The organism is Burkholderia sp. HAN2018 (genome assembly GCF_024704855.1).
GTDB lineage: Bacteria > Pseudomonadota > Gammaproteobacteria > Burkholderiales > Burkholderiaceae > Burkholderia > Burkholderia cepacia.
The window spans coordinates 26,368-46,464 of record NZ_QOBB01000029.1 but is presented as its reverse complement, the minus strand read 5'-3'; the positions used below and the strand labels follow the sequence as shown (position 1 = coordinate 46,464).

17 protein-coding genes and 2 pseudogenes are annotated in these 20,097 nt (G+C 64.0%); 5 read left to right on the top strand and 14 right to left on the bottom strand.

The features are described from left to right. Positions 1-256: 256 nt before the first annotated feature. From DPV74_RS10200 to DPV74_RS10165, 8 genes are all read right to left on the bottom strand, one after another. The gene (locus DPV74_RS10200; protein WP_063805235.1) at positions 257-1,225 is read right to left on the bottom strand and encodes an ABC transporter permease; all 969 of its coding nucleotides are present in this window, start codon (positions 1,223-1,225) and stop codon (positions 257-259) included. Between the two features lie 10 nt (positions 1,226-1,235). Then, on the bottom strand, positions 1,236-2,153 hold the full coding sequence (locus DPV74_RS10195) for an ABC transporter permease (RefSeq protein ID WP_059620515.1): 918 nt from the start codon (positions 2,151-2,153) through the stop codon (positions 1,236-1,238). Beyond that, entirely contained in the window at positions 2,150-3,718 is a 1,569-nt protein-coding gene (locus DPV74_RS10190; RefSeq protein WP_059620516.1) for a sugar ABC transporter ATP-binding protein, read from the bottom strand. Before DPV74_RS10190 ends, DPV74_RS10195 begins: the two co-directional genes overlap by 4 nt. 8 nt (positions 3,719-3,726) lie before the next feature. Further along, positions 3,727-4,716 carry an ABC transporter substrate-binding protein gene (locus tag DPV74_RS10185; protein WP_162923007.1) on the bottom strand — a complete coding sequence of 330 codons (990 nt, stop codon included), beginning with the start codon at positions 4,714-4,716 and terminating at the stop codon, positions 3,727-3,729. A gap of 95 nt (positions 4,717-4,811) precedes the next feature. After that, on the bottom strand, positions 4,812-5,876 hold the full coding sequence (locus DPV74_RS10180; protein WP_059620518.1) for a porin: 1,065 nt from the start codon (positions 5,874-5,876) through the stop codon (positions 4,812-4,814). Between the two features lie 128 nt (positions 5,877-6,004). Next, entirely contained in the window at positions 6,005-6,871 is an 867-nt protein-coding gene (locus DPV74_RS10175; RefSeq protein WP_059620519.1) for an alpha/beta fold hydrolase, read from the bottom strand. Positions 6,872-6,913: 42 nt separating this feature from the next. Further along, positions 6,914-7,735, bottom strand: coding sequence for an SDR family oxidoreductase (locus DPV74_RS10170; RefSeq protein ID WP_034178709.1), 822 nt, complete (start codon positions 7,733-7,735; stop codon positions 6,914-6,916). Next, positions 7,735-9,393 (bottom strand): long-chain-fatty-acid--CoA ligase, encoded by a 1,659-nt coding sequence (locus DPV74_RS10165; RefSeq protein ID WP_059700040.1) that lies wholly within the window; start codon positions 9,391-9,393, stop codon positions 7,735-7,737. Before DPV74_RS10165 ends, DPV74_RS10170 begins: the two co-directional genes overlap by 1 nt. A 279-nt stretch (positions 9,394-9,672) precedes the next feature. Here DPV74_RS10165 and DPV74_RS10160 point away from each other — a divergent pair, with 279 nt between their 5' ends. After that, positions 9,673-10,344, top strand: a complete 672-nt coding sequence (locus DPV74_RS10160; protein ID WP_134257254.1) for a TetR/AcrR family transcriptional regulator — start codon at positions 9,673-9,675, stop codon at positions 10,342-10,344. Between the two features lie 295 nt (positions 10,345-10,639). Here DPV74_RS10160 and ltrA read toward each other — a convergent pair whose 3' ends face one another. The 3 genes from ltrA to DPV74_RS10145 all read right to left on the bottom strand — a co-directional run bounded on the left by ltrA (position 10,640) and on the right by DPV74_RS10145 (position 14,615). Further along, positions 10,640-11,887, bottom strand: coding sequence for a group II intron reverse transcriptase/maturase (gene ltrA / locus DPV74_RS10155; protein WP_162923006.1), 1,248 nt, complete (start codon positions 11,885-11,887; stop codon positions 10,640-10,642). A gap of 612 nt (positions 11,888-12,499) precedes the next feature. Further along, entirely contained in the window at positions 12,500-13,363 is an 864-nt protein-coding gene (locus DPV74_RS10150) for an AraC family transcriptional regulator (RefSeq protein ID WP_119337085.1), read from the bottom strand. Between the two features lie 298 nt (positions 13,364-13,661). After that, a complete protein-coding gene (locus DPV74_RS10145) occupies positions 13,662-14,615 on the bottom strand; it encodes an oxygenase MpaB family protein (RefSeq protein WP_240439954.1) in 954 nt (317 codons plus the stop codon). Between the two features lie 329 nt (positions 14,616-14,944). Between DPV74_RS10145 and DPV74_RS10140 the strand changes: the two genes are divergently transcribed. Both DPV74_RS10140 and DPV74_RS10135 read left to right on the top strand, forming a co-directional pair. Next, positions 14,945-15,523: an NADPH-dependent FMN reductase gene (locus tag DPV74_RS10140; RefSeq protein WP_111021682.1), complete on the top strand. Its 579-nt coding sequence runs from the start codon at positions 14,945-14,947 to the stop codon at positions 15,521-15,523. A 315-nt stretch (positions 15,524-15,838) separates the two neighbouring features. Next, complete coding sequence (locus DPV74_RS10135) at positions 15,839-16,726, top strand: LysR family transcriptional regulator (RefSeq protein ID WP_119337084.1); 888 nt, start codon at positions 15,839-15,841, stop codon at positions 16,724-16,726. A gap of 91 nt (positions 16,727-16,817) precedes the next feature. On the opposite strand, the gene DPV74_RS10130 is transcribed toward DPV74_RS10135, so the two are convergent. Both DPV74_RS10130 and DPV74_RS10125 read right to left on the bottom strand, forming a co-directional pair. Further along, on the bottom strand, positions 16,818-17,597 hold the full coding sequence (locus tag DPV74_RS10130) for a 3-deoxy-7-phosphoheptulonate synthase (protein WP_257943088.1): 780 nt from the start codon (positions 17,595-17,597) through the stop codon (positions 16,818-16,820). Next, positions 17,594-18,198 (bottom strand): annotated as a pseudogene (locus DPV74_RS10125) (3-deoxy-7-phosphoheptulonate synthase). Before DPV74_RS10125 ends, DPV74_RS10130 begins: the two are co-directional and overlap by 4 nt. Here DPV74_RS10125 and DPV74_RS10120 point away from each other — a divergent pair. Both DPV74_RS10120 and DPV74_RS10115 read left to right on the top strand, forming a co-directional pair. Then, entirely contained in the window at positions 18,094-18,795 is a 702-nt protein-coding gene (locus tag DPV74_RS10120; RefSeq protein WP_240439953.1) for a transposase, read from the top strand. The pseudogene DPV74_RS10125 and the gene DPV74_RS10120 sit on opposite strands and share 105 nt — an antisense overlap. A gap of 58 nt (positions 18,796-18,853) precedes the next feature. Continuing rightward, positions 18,854-19,081, top strand: a pseudogene (locus tag DPV74_RS10115) (IS3 family transposase); the annotation flags it as partial. A 73-nt stretch (positions 19,082-19,154) separates the two neighbouring features. Here the strand turns inward: DPV74_RS10115 and DPV74_RS10110 are convergent. Beyond that, positions 19,155-20,093: a VOC family protein gene (locus tag DPV74_RS10110; RefSeq protein WP_162923005.1), complete on the bottom strand. Its 939-nt coding sequence runs from the start codon at positions 20,091-20,093 to the stop codon at positions 19,155-19,157. Positions 20,094-20,097: the final 4 nt, after the last annotated feature.

The following is a 20,097-nucleotide window of genomic DNA, read 5'->3' as shown; positions in this document are numbered from 1 at the left end:
CGATTCATCTCAATCGTTCGCCCGGCTACCGGCATTTCCTTGGCGAGTGCGACTTCCCAAGCGCCGGCGGCGTAGCAATCTAGATAGCCCCCCTCCCAGAACTGCACCCAGCCCCACAGTCACTAGCCAACCGAGTGTCCTCGTCCATTCGCCGCTATCCGCGAGCCCGGCGCAAACGACCGCAGCCATTGTGAATGCGACCGATACCAGCGGCAGTACCTTGTACCCGCTCATTCGCTTTCTCCTGTCGTACGCATCACGCGCCTCCGCCACGTAACGAATACGCGAGCGCCGCGAAGCCGATGATCGCTCCCTGCAGCATCAGGTGTCCTGCCTCGCCGAGCCCGAAGCTCGTCAGAAGGTTGAACAGGAAAACGACCATGAACGCAGCGATCGCCGGCCCGGCCATCCCGCCGCGCCCGTCGCCGAAGGTCACGCCACCCAGCACCGCGGCCGCGAGCGAATTGAGCGCAAGGTCCTTGCCGAGCGTCGCACTGCCGACGCCGACGAAGCTCAGCAGCAGCAACGCGCTGCACGCCGACACGACGCCCGACACGACATGCACGATGAAAATCACGCGCAGATGAGGCAGCCCCGACAGCTCCGCCGCGCGCGGACTGGAGCCCACCGCATCCACCACCCGCCCGAATACGGACCACCGCATGAACAGCGCCACCGCAACGAGGATCGCGAGCCACACCAGCAGCGCGACCGGCACACCGCACGGCCGGGCCGCGCCGATCGTGGTCAACAGCTCGGGCACATCGCCCGATGCACGGAACTGGCTGATCGCGACGACGATGCCGGACAAAATCATCGACACCGACAACGTGACGATGACAGCCGAAGCGCGCCGGTAAGCGATCAACAGGCCGTTGAACGCGCCGACCGCCGCGCCGAACAGCACGCACAGCACACACGCGAGCGGCGTCGGCATCGTCAGTATCCCGCTCGTCAGCAAGCACGATACGGCCGCCATCACGCCGCCCACGGACAGATCGAGCGAACGGCAGCGCATCGTCAACGACTGCCCGATCGTGACGATGCCGAGCGGGACGGCCTGCCGCAAGATCAGCAGGAACAGCAGCGGCGAAAGCAGGTTCGGGCGCACGAGATACGCGCATCCGACCAGGCAGGCGGTGCCGGCATACGCGGGCGGTAACGCCAGGCACCAGCGCACGCCGCGTTGAAAGGGCGCCGCCACGGGCGAGCGTGCCAAAGCCATCGATCTCATGTCACAACCCCACGGTTTTTCGGCGCTGCCCGCCGACTGCCAGCAGCAGGAGCATCCCGACCGCCACGCTGGCCAGGAACGGCGAGATGCCGAACAGATTCAGTCCATTGGTCAGCAAGCCCAGCGTCGCCACGCCCACCAGCACGGCCGCGACTCCGCCTACGCCGCCCGTCAGTTGCACGCCGCCGAGCGCGACCGCCGCCACCGACTCGAGCGCGAACTCCGCGCCGATCGTCGGATCGCCCGCCGACACGCGGGCTGCCAGGTAGATGCCTGCCGCGGCCGCCATCAGCCCGCACAGCACATGCGCCGCGATCGTCGTCGCCCTGACGCGCACGCCGTTCAAGTGCGCGCTGTGCGCGCCGGCGCCGATCGCATGGAGATGCAGGCCGAGACGGCTGCGCGCGACGACATGCCACGCAAAACCGATCGACACCGCGCACCACGCGAGCGACAGCGGCACGCCGTACAGGTTGCCGGACGCAAGCCAGCCGAGCGCGGGCGCGATCTGCCCGCCCGGGACCGGCAGCACCAGGTAGCACACCCCCTGCAGAATCGTGGCCGTGCTGAGCGTCGTCACGAACGGGTGAACGTTGCCGATCGCCACGCCGACCCCGTTGAGCAACCCGACCGACGCCCCCGCCAACAGCGCAAGCAGCACGCCCGACGCGGGATCGGGCTGCATTGCGACGATGCAACTCGCGAGGCTCACGACGGAGCCGACGGACAGGTCGATGCCGCCTGCGAGTGTCACGAACATCTGCCCGAGCGAGACCATCAGCAACGCCGCAATCTGCCCGCTGAAGTTGACGACGTTCTGCATCTGGCGGAAATCCGGCACCGCGACCATCAGCGCGATGCACAGCAATAGCGGCAGGCTTGCCGCGTAACGCGTCACCCCGGTGCGAGTGGCCTTCATGCCTCCTCCCCGTTCACGGATGCGCGACTGCCGCGATCCGCCGCCGGCTCCGTCAACGCGAATGCGAGCAACTGCTCCTCGGTGGCCTCCGCGGCACGCACGTCCGCGACGAACGCGCCGTTGCGCACCACCAGAATGCGGTCGCACATACCGATCAGTTCCGGCAGGTCTCCCGACACGGCGAGCACGGCTCCGCCCTCTTCCGCGAATCGCCGCAGCAACGCGTAGATCTCGGCCTTCGCGCCGACGTCCACGCCGCGCGTCGGCTGCTCGACGAGCAGCACGTTCACGCCAGCCGCGAGCCAACGCGCAAGCATCACCTTCTGCTGGTTTCCGCCCGACAGCGACTGCACGGCGTCGGCCGGCAGCCCGCGCAGCCGGATCCTGTCGATCCATGCCGCGACGACCGACGGCGCGCGGTGCGCCCGCCGCCAGAGCGGCCGGCCGCGCAGGAAGCCGAGCGCGATGTTGTCGCGTACCGAGAGGCCGAGATACAACCCTTCCGACTTGCGGTCTTCCGGCATCAACGCAATGCCTTGCCGCACCGCCGCCTGCACGCCGCGCGCGGGGTCGTGCCGCGCCATCGCGCCGTGCCGATCCGCGATGCGGATCTCGCTCTTCGCCGGTACGTCGATGCCGGCGAGCGTCCGCAGGATCTCCCGCTGGCCATGCCCTTCGAGCCCCGCGATGCCGACGATTTCGCCGCGGCCGACCGACAACGAAACGTCGGGGCCGCCCGCGCGCACCGACAGCGACGCGACGTCGAGCGCCGGCTCGGCGCAGCTGGCGCGCCGACGCGGCGGAAACAGCGCCGTCAGTTCGCGCCCGACCATGAGCTGAACCAGCCGCCGCTCCGACAGGTCGGCAGCGGCGTGAGTCGCGACGAGGCGGCCGTCCTTCAGCACCGACACGGTGTCGCAGAAGCGAAAGATCTCGTCGAGCCGATGGCTGATGTAGAACACCAGCTTGCCTACGTGCCTGAGCCGCACGAGCACCGCTTCGAGTGTGTCGATCTCGGCGCGGTTGAGCGGCGCAGTCGGCTCGTCGAAGATGAATACGCCCGCGTCGTCGACGAGCCCCTTCGCGATTTCCAGCATCTGCTGCTCCGCGATCGTCAGATCGCCGCAGAGCCGTTTCGGCTCGAGCGCGACGCCGCCGCGTTCGAGCACCTCGACGGCATTGCGCACGATGGCGCGACGGTCGAGCGCGCCGTACCGCCGCGGCTCGCGCCCCAGGCAAAGATTCTCGGCCACCGTCAGGTTCGGCAGGATCGTCAGCTCCTGAAACACCGTGGATACACCCGCGCGTCTTGCCTGCGCGGGCGTCGCGAGCCTCACGCGCTCGCCGTCGACACGGATCTCGCCCGTGTCGGGCAGGTGGACGCCCGACAGCAGCTTCATCAGCGTCGATTTGCCCGCGCCGTTCTCGCCCGTGATCGCATGAATCGATCCGCGCTCGCCGGCGAGCGTGACGTCCGTCAGCGCATGCGTGCGGCCGAATGCCTTCGACACGCCGGTCAGCGCGACGCGCGCCGGACGCCGCGTCGTTCCCTGTTGAATGGTCATCGCGCGCCTCAACGATGGAACAACTGGGTCAGCCTGGCGTCCGGCAGCGTCGACGGAAACCAGTAGCCGTCGTTCAGGTCCGGACGAAGATAGCGATCGAGCGTCGCGTTCGTGATCGGCGCGGGTGCGGAAAAATACGCGCGGTACAGCGGCTGGCCCTGCAGCAGCGCGACCGCCGCGCGCACGGTGGCCGCCCCGAGCCCCGGCGTAAAGATCGGCGCGACGCTCTTCACGCCGGAGCGCTTCCAGACGCGCAGAAAGCCGTTGTTCGCCTCGCCGGTCATCGGCACCAGCGGCTTGCCGGCTTCCTTGAACACGTCGATGCACGCGCGCGTCATCTCGGCGCCGGAGAACCAGATGCCGTCCACCGGCTGCCCCGACAGCACGAGGTTCTCGCAGAGCTGCTTGCCCTTCACGTAGCTCCAGTCGCCAAATACCTCGTTGGTGATCTTCAGCCCGCACCCATCGACTGTCTTGCGGAATCCGTCGTAGCGAAGCTGCTCCTCGTCGACGCCTGCCACGCCGCGAAACGCCCAGATCCTCCCGTTGCCGTGCAGTTCGTTACAGAGGAATTCCGCGCCCTGGCGGCCGAACACCCGTCCGCCGCCCATGATCTCCACCGTCGACTTCGTGTTGCCGCCGTACGCGCCGAACGTCACGACCGGAATGCCGCGCTGCGCCGCCTCCGCGATCAACGGTGCACCGATCGCTTCGGAAATCGGCCCGATGATCAGCAGGTCGATCTTGCGCGTCAGCAGATCCTCGACGTCCGACACCTGCTTCGCCGCCTTCCAGTCGGCCTCGGTGAAGATGAACTGGCCGATCTCCTTGTGCAGCGCCGCCTCGTCGCGCATTTCCTGGATCATCTGCACGATCCAGCTGTTGCCGACTCCAGCGAACGACACGCCGATGCGCCACGGCGGCGCCTTCTTGAACGCGTCGCGCGACGTCTGTTGCGTCGACGTCGGGGACAGCAGGTCGCCCGGCAGCAATGGCATGTCGGCAGCGTGTGCGCCGAACGCTGCGCACCCGATCAACATTCCACCCAGCGAGAGTACGAGTTTTCTCATCACGGCATTCATGTTGGTCTCCTTCAGAACGCGTGGCGGATGCCGACTACGGCCCCGCTCGTCGAGCCTTCGCTTGCGTAGAGCGCACCGTTCAGGGAAAGCCCCGTATTCATCTTTCCGTGGTTGTTGACGAACGCGAATTGCCCGTACAGCGTCGTGCGCTTGGACAGGAAGTATTCGACGCCGACGCCGGTCAGGATCGAATGGTTGGCCGTGTCGTTGCCGTCGCTCGTGTACCACGCGCCGGCGTCCACGTTCAGCGCCGGCGTGACGGCAAAGCTCAGGCCGCCGCCGTATACGCGGTTGTCGAACGAGCCGGCCAGCTTGTAGTTCACGAACGACGCTTTCGCGGTCAAGCGGCCGTATGTGTAGCCTGCCCCGATCGTGCGTCCCGTGAAAGCGACCGTGGTCGGTACGGGTGTCGACGCCGCCGTGCCGCCCGCGTTGCCGCTGTAGAGCGCCGTATCGACCGTCAATCCGCCGATTTCGTATTTCAGTCGCGCGCTGTATTGCCGCCCCGCCTGGAAATTGCCGGGCTCGCCGCCCAGCGCGAGCATCACGCTGCCTTGCAGGCCGGCGATGACCGGGCTCGTATAGGAAATGGCGTTCGGGTTGAACAACCCCGTATCGAGCACGTTGCCGACGTAGATGACCGCAGCGCTGCCGAAATACGACACGTTGCGCGGGTCGGTGTTGATCAGCGACAGCACGAACGGCGAATACTGCACGCCGGCCTGCACCGTGCCGAGGTCGCTCGTCAGGCCGACCCAGGCCTGGCGGCCAAAGAAATTGCCGTTCGAATTCGCGATGCCGCCGTTCGCCATGCTGATGCCGCTCTCGAGCGCGAAGATCGCCTTCAGGCCACCGCCGAGATCCTCGGTGCCCCGCATGCCGAATCGCGACCCGGCCGTGCCGCCGTCGATCATCGAGAACTGATGCGCGCCGCTGCCCGCGGTGCGGCTCGTATAGAGCAGCCCCGCGTCCAGTATGCCGTACAGCGTGACGGCGCTCTGCGCGTATGCCGATGAAGCCACCATGCCGGATGCCGCGATGGCAAGCGCGATGGTCCGACTGCCATGATTTTTCATAACCTGTCTCCTAACCGATCAATTCGTTTTTATATTTCGTATACCTTATTTATTTTTCGACTTCTTTCCTCCTTCGATGCCGCTTCACGCGGCATCAGATCATTGTCTGCCCCTGAACGAGGCCCGCCCTAGCCCGTCACGCGCGTGACCCACGCGATCAGGTTCGCGATCACCTCGTCGCGGTTCGTTTCGTTCAGCACTTCGTGTCGCGCGCCGCCGTACACGTGCGTGGACAGATCGCGGAAGCCGACCTGGCGCAGCCGCGCCACGAGCGGATCGAACCACGCAAGATAGCCGTTCACCGAATCCTGGTCGCCCGTGAAAAGATAGAGCGGCAACTGCTTCGGTACGCGCTCGAACTGCGCGGGATCCGACGTGCGCAGCCCGTGATCGAAAATCGAGAACAGCGACGCTTCCGTCAGCGCGAAGCCGCACAGCGGATCAGCGAGGTACGCGGCCGGCACGGCAGGCTCGCGGCTCAGCCAGTCGACCACGGTGTCGGGCGCCGCGATCGCCGCATTCGCGGTTTCCAGCGTCCAGCCGGAACGCCGCGGGTCGAGAAGTTCGAGCGCACTCGTGCCCGACAGCGCGAGCCCGTCGAGCAGTGCGCCGTGATCGAGCAGGTAGATCTGCGCGGCGAACGAACCCATGCTGTGCGCGAGCATCACGAGCGGCACGCCCGGATGACGCTCGCGCAGATGGCGGCTGACGGTCGCCATGTCGTCGACGAGCGCGTTGAATCCGCCCGGGCCGAAATCGCCGAGCGTGCCGTCGTCCAGCGCCGCCTGGCCATGGCCGCGGTGCTCGGTTGCATACACCACGTACCCTTCGTTCACCAGCGCCTGCGCGACGTGCCGATAGCGCCGCGAGTGCTCCGCCATGCCGTGCACGATCTGCACGACGCCGCGCACCGGCAGCGCGCCCTGCCAGCGGAATGCCTCGATGCGATGCCCGCCGGCCGCATCGATCCGGAATGTGGATTCGGTCGTTGTCATTCTGTCTCCTCATGGGTTATCGGTGGTCCGGCGCAGCGCGCGCTACGCGGCCTGCAGCGAATCGACCAGCATGTCGCCGAACGGCAGCGATCCGAGGTTCGACTGCCCGCCGTCGATCGCGATCACCGTGCCGTTGATGTAGCTCGCGGCGCCGCTGCACAGGAACAGCGCCAGATCCGCGATTTCGTCGCGCTCCGCGGCGCGGCGCATCGGGATCCCGTCGAGCAGGCGCGCCCAGCTCGCTTCGCCGTCGGGCGCAAGACGCTTCATACCTTCGGTATCGGCGACCGGCCCCGGCGCGATCGCATTGCAGCGCACGCCGCGGCCCGCCCATTCGATCGACAGCGTGCGCACCAGCATGTCGATCCCGGCCTTCGCGGCGCATACATGCGCCTGCGCGGCCGTCGGCAAGACCGACTGCACCGCGGAAATGGCCAGCAGGTTCGCGCGCTCGGGGGCCAGGAGTGGCAGCGCCGCGCTAAACGTATTGAACGTGCCGATCAGGTCGATGTCGATCACCGTGCGAAAGCCGTTGCTCGACATCGCCGCAGCCTCGGCGACGAAATTTCCGGCGGCGCCGGCAATGGAGATGTCGATCGGCCCGAACTGCGCATGCGCATCCTGGAACGCGCGGCCGAGTTCGTCCGCATGACGCACGTCGGCGGCGAAACCGGCCGCTTCGCCGCCCATCGCACGGATCGCTGCGGCGGCCGCGGCGCATTTCTCCGCGTTGCGGCCGATGATCGAGATGCGTGCGCCCTGCATCGCGAAGCGCTCGGCGATCCGCTTGTTGATGCCGCTGCCGGCACCCGTGATGACGGCATGCTGGCCGCTCAGCAAATTGGCTCTGAATACCGAGCTCATCAATGATTCTCCCTGGAAAGCGATACCTGATCGAAACGGATGTGGGCAAACTGCTCGCGTAGGCGCGACTTGAGCAGCTTGCCGGTGGCGCCGTGCGGCAATGCGTCGACGAATTCGATCGCATCGGGCAACCACCACCGCGCGACGCGTTCGCCGAGCCACGCGGACAATTCGGCCGCCGATACCTGTTGGCCGGGCCGCAGCACGCAGACCATCAGCGGGCGCTCGATCCATTTCGGATGCGGCCGTCCGATCACCGCGGCCTCCTGGATCGCGGGGTGCCCCATCGCGGCATTCTCGAGCTCGATCGAGCTAATCCATTCGCCACCCGATTTGATGACGTCCTTGGTCCGGTCAACGATCGCCATGTAGCCTTCTGCGTCGATCGTCGCCACGTCGCCGGTATCGAACCAGCCGTCGGCACGCTCGCCCGGTGATCCGCCCGCATAGGTTCCGACCACCCAGGGCCCTTTCACCAGCAGCCGGCCCGGCGTTGCGCCGTCTCGCGACGCCGCTGCGCCGGACTCTGTCTCGATGCGCATCTCGATACCAAACGGCTCACGTCCCTGTTTCGTCTGCAAGCGGCGCCGCGCATCCGCGTCGAGCGCGTCGTGCACGGGCTTGAACTGGTTGACGGCGCCGATCGGGCTGACCTCCGTCATCCCCCACGCGTGGACGACGCGCACGCGATGCACGTCCTCGAATTCGCGAATCGTCGCGTCGCTCGCAGCCGAGCCGCCGATCACGATCCGCTCTAGCGACGCGAACGAACGGCCGGTGGCGCGCAGGTGATCGATTACGCCGAGCCAGATGGTCGGCACGCCGGCCGCGATCGTCACGCGCTCGGCCTCGCAGAGCGCGTGCAGGCTCTTCGAGTCGAGCGCGGGCCCCGGCAGCACGAGCTTCGCGCCGACCATGGGCGCCGCATACGGCAGCCCCCATGCATTGACGTGAAACATCGGCACGACCGGCATCACGCTGTCTCGTGCCGACAGGCCGAAGGAATCGGGCAGCGCGGCCGCATACGCATGCAACACGGTCGACCGATTCGAATAGCACACGCCTTTCGGGTCACCGGTCGTGCCCGACGTATAGCACTGGCCGCAAATCTGGTCTTCGTCGATGAGCGGCCAGTCGAGTTCATCGGCCAGCTCGCCGGCGATCAGATCTTCGTGGAACAGCAACCCTTCGATCTGCACGGACGCGTCCCGGCCCGCATCGCTGTCGCGGCTTCCCATCAGCACCCAATGCCGGACGCCCGGCAATTGCTGGCGCAGCTCGCACACCAGCGGCACGAACGTCGCGTCGAAAAACAGGATCTCGTCCGCCGCGTGACGGGCGATCCAGGCCAACTGCTCGGGAAGCAGGCGCGGGTTCAGCGTATGGCACACCGCACCGAGGCCGGCACACGCGTAGTAAAGCTCCAGATGCCGATAGCCGTTCCACGCGAGCGTTCCGACCCGGGCATCGCTGCCGATGTCCAGCCGGTCCAGCGCGCGCGCAAGCTGGCATACGCGCCGATACGCATCCGCATACGTATAGCGATGAACATCGCCCTCGACGCGACGGCTGACGACTTCCGTGCGCGGATGATTGCGGTTCGCATGCCGCAACAGGTCAATGACCCGCAGCGGCGCTTTCATCATGGTTCCGCTCATGTCCCCTCGTTGATATGGAAATCCCTGCGGAACATCATAATGAGTCGGGCCGCCGCCACGCCATTCGGATTCGCCGGAATCGCCGCGAGCCTTGTCCGGCATGGCTTTCGGCTCGTTTACCGGCGGCGTTTCGGAATTGTTCGGATATCGCGGGATATCGTGCTGCACAATCGTCGCCGACCGGCGGCCGGCGTGATTAAAATCGATGCCCGGGACCGGATGCCGGACGCAGCGCAGACGGCATCGCGGAAAAGTCAGGATTGTTGAAAGGAGCAAGTCGTGTCATTCGGCAAAAACACGCGCATGACTTCACAGATCGCGGTCAGGCGCCGGCCGCGCCAGAGTCGCTCCGTGATGACGGTCGACGCAATCCTCGAAGCGGCGAAGACGCTGTTCGCGCGAGACGGGTTCGAGGCGACCAGCACCACGCGCATAGCCGATGCGGCCGGCGTCAGCGTCGGCTCGCTGTATGAGTATTTCACCAGCAAGGATGCATTGATCGCAAAGCTGATCAAGTGCCATTGCGAACACCTGATGAATCTGTTCGGCAAGGCATTCCAGGCAGTCGAGGGCCAAGGCATCGACGCCGTCGTTGACACATGGGTCGACACGACGGCCGATGCGTATGCAGAGAACATCGCGCTGCAACGCGTGTTACTTGAACACATGGGACGGGTCAGCCGGTTGCATCACATGAAGCGCGTGTCCCTTGCATTCGCGGATCTGCTCGAGCAGGCACTGAACGTTTGCGGTGAGCCCGTCGCGCGCCCCAACATCCATTTGGCCGCGTTCGTGCTTGAATCGACCGGCGAGGCGCTGATCCACCGGTCTATTACCTACACGGAAGATCTGTTCGGATACGAACTGCGGCGCGAACTGAAGATCATGCTCTCGCGGTACTTGCGCGCGCCCCTTCCAGAGTCATCCGTTTGCACGGTGCCTCAATCGTGATCTGTCCGGCGTTGCCTAGCGCTACGAGTCGGTCGCTCGGGATCAAAGCGCGTTGCAGATGCACATCAGGAAGATCATGGAAGTGCAGGTCCAGGACGGTCGTGATCTAGGATCAGTGTCGGCTGGAATCGCGCTCAGACAGCAACCACCTGACTTTAAGCAATATTATATCGGGGTCAGTCCGCGGGGCTAGTCGCTGGTTAGATCGGGCTAACCGGGATGTCGAGTAGCGCACGGGAATCGCACCCGCACGCTCTCACAGAACCGGACGTGAACCTCTCGATTCATCCGGCTCCTATCGTCCAACCGTAGTCTCCACAGCCCAATGCGCGAACAAGCTCGGCTGCCGGGACTTAATGTCCCTTAACCATGCTGCGGCGCGCACCTTCCGGCCGCGGAGGTGTTTGTATTTCCGTTGAGCCCAACGGACCAGAGCGGCATCTACCGCAAGGAGTACCTGGCCCAGTGCGGACCGATAAAATCGACCGTAGTACTGAATCCAGCCAAGCAAAGTCGGACGCGTACGGTCCGCCAACTCAGACAGACTCAGGTCGCGACGGTGCAATGCACTGCGACGACGCAATTGCTGCCGCATCGCCTTCGCAGCCTTGTTGCTGACCGCTGGCAGAAAGCCTACCGTCAACTTCCCCATCCGATTCCTGGCACTTCGCGGTCTGAACGTATAGCCCAGGAAGTCGAACTGACAAAGCGGATAGCTGGCTGGCCGGTTGGCCCGCTTGCAGTACACGATTTTGGTCTTTTCCGGATGCAGATCCGGCTTGCATTCGGTCAGCCGCGTCTCCAGGCCCTGCCGGAGCTCGCGCGCCTGCGCTTCGCTTTTGCAATGACAGATGACGTCATCAGCATAACGTTCGAATGGCACGCCCGGATTATGCTTCTGCATCCACCGGTCAAACGCATAGTGGAGAAACAGGTTGGCCAGCAATGGACTGACGACACCTCCTTGCGGCGTGCCCCTGTCCGGATGCACCACAGACCCGTCAGGCATTTGCACGGCCGCCTTGAGCCAACGCTCGATATAAAGCAGCGCCCACGCGCAATCCGTATGACGACGCACCGCCCTCATCATCAAGTCCCATTCGATACTGCCGAAGAAGTTCTTGATGTCGAGGTCCAGCACCCACTCGTACTCCCAGCATCGCTGCCGGGTCGCGTCGAGCGCCTGATGCGCCGAACGTCCGGGACGATACCCGTATGAGTCGCGGTGGAACACAGGCTCCACGAGCGGCTCCAGATATCGCTTGACCACCGTCTCCGCGATGCGATCAGAGACCGTCGGTATCCCCAACGGCCTAGTGCCCGCACCTCCCGCTTTGGGTATGTCAACCCGCAGAACCGGCGGCGGCATGTAGCTGCCGGAAGACATGCGATTCCAGATCCGATGCAGATTGTTTTTCAGATCCGCCTCGAAATCCGCCATCGACTGCCCATCCACGCCCGCCGCCCCACGGTTGGCCTTCACCTGCTGATACGCTTCCCACACCTCACGTTTGGAAATACAAAACGGTTTTGCCTTATCCATGCCGGTCCTCCCCTCGCGGGTTGCCTGCTGGATAAAGCCAGACGATGACGCCCCTTCGGTCCAGTCCCATTACAGGCCCTTCATCCCTACTACGGACGTCTCCGCCCCTGTGTCCCGCATCGGTACTCTCATCCTTACGGAGGCCTTCCGCTTGGATTTCTCCCTTCGCATCGGGAAGACAGGTTCCCAAGTTCCTCACCGAAGCCTGAGTCAAAGTCACGCCGCCTTTATGCCGGATGCCGAATGGGCCGTCGGCAGGCATCGCCCAAACTGGTCCCGAGGCATGCACTCCCCTCGGTTTTGACATCGATTATGATCTTTACGACACGTCATCAGCGGTTCACTCACGTTCGTCTCTTTGACTCCCACCTGCCGGGCTAAACCCGACTTTTCCAACAACGCTCACCACGAGGGCTCTTTACCCACGCAGCTTGTGGCGGTTTGAAGCCTGCTCCTGCAAGCCGACTTCGAGAGGCCGCCCCTCGTCTTCGGTAAAGCATCGCAAGCATTGGTCAGTTGATGCCCGCGTTCTTGGCACACAACGCATGGAAATCAAAGGCGCCCCAATTTTGGTCGAAACCGCCAGATCTTGCACGAAAAGAACGATTGCCCCTAATCGCGCTCGCGCCGGATCCGTGCGGGCGTATTGCCGGCCAACCGGCGAAAGCAAGTGGTCATATGAGCCTGATCCGCGAAGCCGCAGTCCTGTGCGATCTTGATCAGCGGCGTATTGGTATGGACCAGCAGCTTCGCGGCATGCATGACGCGCCGCTGCATGAGGAAGCGTAGCGGAGTCTCGCCAGTCGACGCGCGAAACGCCCGCATGAAATGCGGCAGGCTCACTTCGGCCAGCGTGGCCAGTTCACTCACGGCCAGGTCGGCGGCGAGATGTGTCTCGATGTAGTCGAGGACGCGGCGCAGCCTGAAGGGCGCCAGTCCTCCTTTGACCGCCTGCTGCTGCACACGGCCGCACATCCTGGCCAACTCCACGGCGAGCATGCCGATCAGGCTTTCGCAATAGAGCCGCTGCCCGACGCGAGGCGTCACGCATTCCAGCGCAAGCCTGTCTGTGATTGCCCAGATTGGCTTGTTTTCGAACATCAAACGAGACTGGAAGCAGTCCGTCCCGCCAACACCATCGGCGCCCTCGCAGGCGTCGCGCAGCAGCGCATCGTCGAAATGGACGGCCACGCAGCGAAAGCCGCGGATAAACGACGTGTGGCCGTAGGCTTCGCCGCCGCGCTCGATCAAGCTCAGGTGGTCGTTGCCGCGATAGCCCTCGGTCATCGGCTTGGCCGGCTTGTGACGTGCCTCGATACATCCGCCGACCTCGCGCAATGCTGCGCGCAGGCTAACACGTTGCGAGCCGATCGGCCTCGCAACGTCCTGCAGCTCGCCGTACTCGATGACCTCGATCTCGCCTCCCGCACAGACACACGCAGTGCGGCTCTGATGCACATCGGTGACAATCTTCACCCTGTTCCGTCTCCTGCCATTCCAGAAATTTCGACCCTTGATTCGACTCTTGAGCCAGCGCCATCACTCGATCCCGACACCATGAGGCCATGCATGAAGTCATGTGGGTTTACGTGCCGTTCGGCGCGGTCTGCCGCGGCTCGCGCCCGAAGCATCGCATGAAATCCCTCCGGTGCCGTGCCGCTCCCCCAACGATGGAACTGCAGTCGGCCGCCGCCCACGCGCAGAAGCCTCGCGGCTCACGCCGGCTACCGGCATCCGAATTTTGCCGCAGCAGCGTGGTCCGGGCGACCTGAATTCATCGTTGTCGTCCGTCATGTGGATGCGGCAAAGCGTGCAAGACCGTCTGTGCTGCCGTGCATGACGCGACTCGGGCATGCGCGCGCGCAGCCGCGCTGTTGCGAATGGCCCACCGCAATAGCCCACATGACAGGCGCATCGCGGGTTCGGGAAAGCCGCGCACCAGCCCTGTCAGCGGTTCGCCGAGCATGGCGCTGATCCAGGGCGGCAGCAGACGGATCGCCGCACCCAGGAAAATCCGCATGGCCAGCCGTTCGGACGCACGGGCATCGGGGTGCGTAGCCAACTGCGCGATCACTTCATGCATCCGGCCGCTGGCGACCAGGCTGCCGCGCTGGCCGCTCATGTACGCGAGCAGCACTTCCCGGCTCTCCGGCACCTCGGTTGCGCCAAGCCGACGCGCCACCACCGCGGTCTCGGCCAGATAGCGGTCCTGATCCGCCAGTGTCAGCTGCGGATTCACGTAGCGCAGGTGGGCATCCAGGAAGCTGGAGACTTCTGCGGCATGCACCCACTTCAGCAGCGGGGGATCGGTCGCGGCATAGGGCCGGCCATCGGCACTGGTGCCAGCGACATCGCGATGAATGCGGTTGACGTGGTCGATCAGTCCGTTGGCGTCACGGGCACTGCCGTAGGTCGTGCCAGCGATGAACTGCGCCGTGCGAGCCAGTCGGCCGCGCATATCTTGCCGGAATCTCGAATGCTCGAGCACACCCGCCAGCGCAAGGGGATGCAGCGCCTGGAGAATCAGCGCACGGATGCCGCCGACCATCATGGCGGGAAAGTCGTCATGGACTAGCCACGCCACGGACCTTGGGCCGAACAGCCCCGGGTCGCCGGGGGGCGTCGACAGGTCGATGGGAAAGCCGGTCCGCGTGCGGGTAATCGCCCCGATCTTTCCGTCGATATGACGCCGCAGCAATTCCAGCGGCGAATATGGCATAAGCAGCATCGCCCGTTTTCCCTTGTTTGAAAGGCTGGATTCTAAGAGCGCGGCCGCGCAGCATTTCACACCGACCCACAAAAATGATCACGTCGTGAAAAAAGTGCACGCGCCGTACAAAGATTTGCGCGACATGCTGCCTACACTGCTGGTCGCCCGTGAACGCCTTGCACGCTTTGGAGCCCGATCATGACGACACCGCGTACGGCATCGGCGACATTTGACGGGGGCACCCGATGATTGCACCTCCCGTGCGACCTGATTCGAAGATGTGTCACGCATGAGCCAATCTCGTAGCGATTGGCTCACGCATTTTCCAACCGACCTCTGACTGACTCATGAGCATCAAGATCCTTGCATTCTGCGGTAGTACCCGCAGCGGTTCCTTCAATCAAAAACTCCTTGAAATCGCCGCACAGGGCGCCCTCGAATCGGGTGCACAGGTGACTCACGTTCATCTGAACGACTACGTGCTGCCGTTCTACGACGGCGACCTTGAGCGAGAATCCGGTCTGCCGGAAGCCGCGAGGGCCTTGCAGAAGCTCGTCAAGGAATGCGACGCCCTGCTCATTGCATCGCCAGACTATAACGGCGGCTATAGCGCGGTTCTGAAGAATTCCCTGGACTGGATGAGTCGTCCGAACGGTGATGGACAAGCGGGACTCGCCTGCTTTGCCGACAAGCCGGCAGCCGTTCTGTCCGCATCGCCCGGCTTGTTGGGTGGTTCGCGAGGTCAAGCTGCAATCCGAGGGGTGCTCGACAAGCTTGGAATGCTCGTGATTCCGCAAACCTTCGCTCTCGGGTCGGCCCACGAAGCCTTTGACGCGCATCGTCGTTTGAAGGATGTGCGCGCAGACGCCATGGTCCGCGCGGTCGGATCGGCATTGGCGCAAACAGCCGTCAAGCTCCGGCGCTAACACCGAATTGCTGGGGACAACGCGAAGTTCATGGTGGCTCAAGCATCCGCGGCAACCTGGTGAATCCCGCTCGCCGGTCCTCCCGGGGATCGGCTATCCGGTGATACCGCGTCGCTCCGTAAGCGGACCGTCCGCGCGGGCCGCAACACCGTAGCACAAGCGCCAGCATGTCGGCGGGACCAGCGGTTCATGCTCGTGCAGAGGGTGCGCAAACGGTCCGCGCGAGCAGGCGAGCCTCATCACTTGCAGCCCGTGCCAGGCTGCGTCAAGGACGTGCCCCACCCCGCTGCAGCAACCAAACAGATTGATATTTGAATGGACGATCTTCTGTCGATGCGGCTGTTTGTCAAAGTCGCCGATTTGCAAAGCTTCGCGCGCGCCGCCGCCGACCTCAACATTTCAAACGCATCGGCATCGCGCCTGATCATGGGCCTCGAGGACAGGCTTGGCGCGCGGCTACTGTACCGTACGACGCGCAGCCTATCGCTCACAGACACCGGACGTGTCTACCTGATGCAGATCCGCAAGGTGATCGACGAGATCGACATCGCCGGAGATACGATCACGATGCTCCATCACGAGCCGATCGGGTCGCTGCGGATCGTTGCGCCCGTGATGTTCGGCATTCATCTGCTTGCACCCGTCATCGGGTCGTTCAAGCATCGCCATCCGAACGTGGTGCCCGAGATCACGATCGTCGACCGTCACGTCGATCTCGTGTCCGAAGGGTTCGACGTTGGCCTGATGGTCACACAACGCATCCGCGGCGCCAATACTGTGAAGCGCCTGCTCACGCGTCTGAAGTTGGTCGCGTGCTCGACTCGCCGCTATCTCGAGCGGCACGGTCGACCGCGCCATCCGGGCGAACTCGAACAGCACGCGTGCCTGTGGTTCCAGACCGACTATGCGAGAGACTGCGTGTCGTTCGAGCATCACGCGACGTGCGTCGCGGTGCGGCCGAGGAAGACCGCGTCGTCGAACAATCCGGGCCTGATTCGGCAACTCGCGCTCAACGACATGGGGATCGCAATCCTGCCTGCCTACCTCGTCGACCAGGACATCCGTGAGCACCACCTCGTGCCGCTTCTGGACGACTACCGACTCCCGGATCTCGAGATGAACATCGTCTATCCGAGCCGGCGCCATTTTCCGCGCAAAGCGCGGCTGTTCGTCGATCTCGCGCTCGAGCACTTCGCGGCCTGAATGTGGCAGCGCTCTTCGTGCGAAGGGAAGATATCAACCTCTTCCCGGCAGCGCTCGCCATCACCCGAACGAATTGTCGTGTACCGCCCCACTACGCATACGCCGCATGCCGCTTGGCGCCGATTTCGGCAACCGGCGTCGTACCCAACTTGCGCACAATCAGCATCGCGATCTCCAGCGACTGCTCATAGTTCAACCTCGGATCGACGGTCGACTTGTAAGCGCGGGCCAAATCGGCCTCAGTCAGATTGCGCGCGCTGCCCAGGCATTCGGTCACGTCCTCCCCGGTCAGCTCCAGATGCACGCCGCCCAGATGCGTGCCGCAGGCGGCATGAATGTCGAAGGCAGCCTCGAGCTCGGCGCGGATGTTCTCGAAGCGCCGAGTCTTCACGCCGCCCGGGGTCGTTTCGCCGTTGCCGTGCATCGGATCGCAGCACCACAAGACACGCCGGCCCTCGGCCTTGACGGCATGCAGATGCTTCGGCAACTCCGCTTCGATCTTCGCCGCGCCCATGCGCGTGATGAGCGTCAAGCGACCGGCCTCGTTCGTGGCGTTCAGCGCGTCGATCGTGCGCAGCAACTGGTCGGTGCTCACCCCGGGCCCGACTTTCAGGCCGATCGGGTTGCGGATACCGGAGCAGTATTCGACATGCGCGCCGTCCAGCTGCGCGGTGCGCGTGCCGATCCACGGAAAATGCGTCGACAGGTTGAACCAGCCCCAATGCCGCGGCACTTGCCGCGCCATCACCTCTTCGTAGTTCAACAGCAGGAGCTCATGCGACGTGTAGAAATCGACTCTCGCATCGCTGCCGGAGGGCTCACCCGCAAGCGCCTCCATGAAGCGCAGCGATTCGCCGATCGAGCGCGTCATCTTGCGATACTCGCCATAAAGCGGCGAATGCGAGGCCCGGCCAGGTCCCAATGCTCGGGGTGGTGCAGATCGGCAAAACCGGCATCGCTCAGCGCGCGCACGAAATTCATCGTCAGCGCCGATCTGGAATGCGCCTCGAGCAGGCGCTGCGGGTCGGGCTCGCGCGCGTCTTTCGTAAAAGCGCTGGCGTTGACGATGTCGCCGCGGTAGCAAGGCAGCGTCACGCCGTCGCGCGTTTCGGTATCCGCCGAGCGCGGCTTGGCGTACTGGCGGGCAAAGCGGCCGACCCGAACCACCGGCAGCATCTGCCATGCACGAGCACCAGGCTCATCTGCATCAGCACTTTGAGCCGATTGGCGATGATCGGCGCTGTGCAATCGGCGAAGCTTTCCGCGCAGTCGCCGCCCTGCAGCAAGAAGCATCCTCCCGCCGCAGCGTCTGCGAGCTTGCGTTTGAGCGTCAGCATTTCCCATACGGCGACGAGCGGCGGCAGTGCTTGCAGCTGAGTCAGGGCGCGATCGAGCGCCGCCGCATCGCGATAAGCCGGTTGTTGCAGCGCCGGCTTCGTCTTCCAGGAAGCGGGCGTCCAATTCTCGGCCACGCGCGCCGAAGAGAGATTGCATTCCACAGTTCCACTCCAATACTGAAATGCTGCCGATCCGTAGACCAAAATAAAGTCGTCACCGTTCGCGAAGTAAAGATGTCACTTCGCCGGTTCGCAGTCACCCAGGAGCTGCGAAACCGCCCCGCTGAACGACGCAGAGTGCGCCAGGCACAGGCGGTCCCGTTGCTCGACGACATGAAGCGCTGGTTCGAAGCGACGCTCGCCACGCTCTCTGCGAAATCCGACACGAGCAAGGCAATTCGGTATGCGATGAATCGCTGGCCGGAACTGGTCTATTACTGCAGCGACGGGCGGGTGGAGATCGACAACCTGATCGCCGAGCGGGCGCTGCGTGGCGTCGCGATCGGGAGGCGCAACTACTTGTTCATCGGCGCCGACTCCGGTGGTGAACGGGCCGCCGCGATGTATAGCCTGATCGGCACGGCGAGCCTGAACGGCCTCGATCCGGAGGCGGATCTCGCCTACGTACTCGAGCGCATCGCTGACCATCTGATCAACCGCATCGAAGAACTCCTACCTTGGAGCGTGGCGCCGTCGCTGCCGTCTACCGCTCACGTCGAGCCCATCCGATAGCATCGCGGATACCATCCGTCAACGACATGCGCTACGGTGCTGACCGGGTGCTTACCGCTATGACAACGCCCTGGCTGAAACGATCAACGGCTTGTACAAGACCGAACTCATTCATCGCCGCACCTGGAAAACGCGGGAATCCGTTGAACTGGCAACGCTGGAGTGGGTGGCCTGGTTCAATTATCATCGATTGATGGAACCCCTCGGCTATATCCCGCCCGCCGAAGCTGAGGCAAACTACTATCGGCAACTTGAAACAGCTGCCACTGAACCCGCATTAACTTAAACCAACCAGCCTCCACGATTCCCGGGGCGGTTCAGTTGTGCTGCGGCGGATACTCTCCGCAGTACGCCTCCGGTCAAACCTCCGTGTTGCGAACGAAGTTCTCCGGAACCGCCGGTCCCCACAAGTAGAGCGATTCTTCCGGGGGAAAATCACCCGCAAGCCATGGGTGACCCGCCGAAACGAAATCGATGTCGGCTGAGTACTCACAGAATGAGCCCCAGGGGTCTTCGACATAGTGGAAATAGTTCGAACCCAGCACATGCCGGCCCGTACCCCAGCCTTTCGTGTAGCCCGCAGCCGCCATCTGCGACGCGCCTTCGCCCACCAGGTTGATGTTGTCCACGTCCCATGCCGAGTGGTGCCAACCTCTTGCGCTGCTTTTCGCGAACGCGACCAGATGGTGATCGCTACCGTGCGGGGCATGGGTAAACGCAATGATGTCGAGCGAGCGGTCGGAAAGTCGCAAGCCCAACGTCTTGCCGTAGAACTCAACTATACGCGGCACATCAGGAGAAAAGAGCAGTACGTGTGACAAACGACGTGGCCGCACGGTCTTTGACTCCGAACGGGTATGCGAACCGCGCTCGTCCGCCGCGCTGCTGCTTAATACGCACTGAATCTTGGACGATGGACTGGTTTTGGGGCCCGATTTGACCTGGATGAGATTGCCATCAAGATCGCGAAACCAGAAGCCGACCGAGTCGGGTGCAAGGTCCGTTTCGATCGCGACACCGGCTGCCTGCACCTGCGCACGCAGCGTGTCGAGATCCGCCTCGAAGCAGTTGAAACTCAGCCACGCAAGGCGCTTGGTCAATGCCGGCAGGATGCGCGCCCAGCGGTGGCCATCCGCCGCCCGGAGCTCCAGTTCCTGTCCTTGCACACCCGCCGTTGCAACGTCGAGCCCGAAGGCGTGAAAGAAACGAGCAGCGTCGCCGATTGAAGGAACATTAAGCGCGAAGTGATCAATCGAATGCACACTCACACCGGAAGCAGTAAATACCGGGTTAGACATGACC

Bases quoted from the DNA above. Each gene is read 5' to 3' on its own strand.
- DPV74_RS10165 (WP_059700040.1), bottom strand. From the start codon at position 9,393: ATGAGCGGAACCATGATGAAAGCGCCGCTGCGGGTCATTGACCTGTTG.
- DPV74_RS10175 (WP_059620519.1), bottom strand. From the start codon at position 6,871: ATGACAACGACCGAATCCACATTCCGGATCGATGCGGCCGGCGGGCAT.
- DPV74_RS10195 (WP_059620515.1), bottom strand. From the start codon at position 2,153: ATGAAGGCCACTCGCACCGGGGTGACGCGTTACGCGGCAAGCCTGCCG.
- DPV74_RS10190 (WP_059620516.1), bottom strand. From the start codon at position 3,718: ATGACCATTCAACAGGGAACGACGCGGCGTCCGGCGCGCGTCGCGCTG.
- ltrA (WP_162923006.1), bottom strand. From the start codon at position 11,887: ATGGATAAGGCAAAACCGTTTTGTATTTCCAAACGTGAGGTGTGGGAA.
- DPV74_RS10180 (WP_059620518.1), bottom strand. From the start codon at position 5,876: ATGAAAAATCATGGCAGTCGGACCATCGCGCTTGCCATCGCGGCATCC.
- DPV74_RS10140 (WP_111021682.1), top strand. From the start codon at position 14,945: ATGAGCATCAAGATCCTTGCATTCTGCGGTAGTACCCGCAGCGGTTCC.
- DPV74_RS10170 (WP_034178709.1), bottom strand. From the start codon at position 7,735: ATGAGCTCGGTATTCAGAGCCAATTTGCTGAGCGGCCAGCATGCCGTC.
- DPV74_RS10110 (WP_162923005.1), bottom strand. From the start codon at position 20,093: ATGTCTAACCCGGTATTTACTGCTTCCGGTGTGAGTGTGCATTCGATT.
- DPV74_RS10200 (WP_063805235.1), bottom strand. From the start codon at position 1,225: ATGGCTTTGGCACGCTCGCCCGTGGCGGCGCCCTTTCAACGCGGCGTG.
- DPV74_RS10135 (WP_119337084.1), top strand. From the start codon at position 15,839: ATGGACGATCTTCTGTCGATGCGGCTGTTTGTCAAAGTCGCCGATTTG.
- DPV74_RS10130 (WP_257943088.1), bottom strand. From the start codon at position 17,597: ATGACGCGCTCGATCGGCGAATCGCTGCGCTTCATGGAGGCGCTTGCG.
- DPV74_RS10185 (WP_162923007.1), bottom strand. From the start codon at position 4,716: ATGCCATTGCTGCCGGGCGACCTGCTGTCCCCGACGTCGACGCAACAG.
- DPV74_RS10145 (WP_240439954.1), bottom strand. From the start codon at position 14,615: ATGCTGCTTATGCCATATTCGCCGCTGGAATTGCTGCGGCGTCATATC.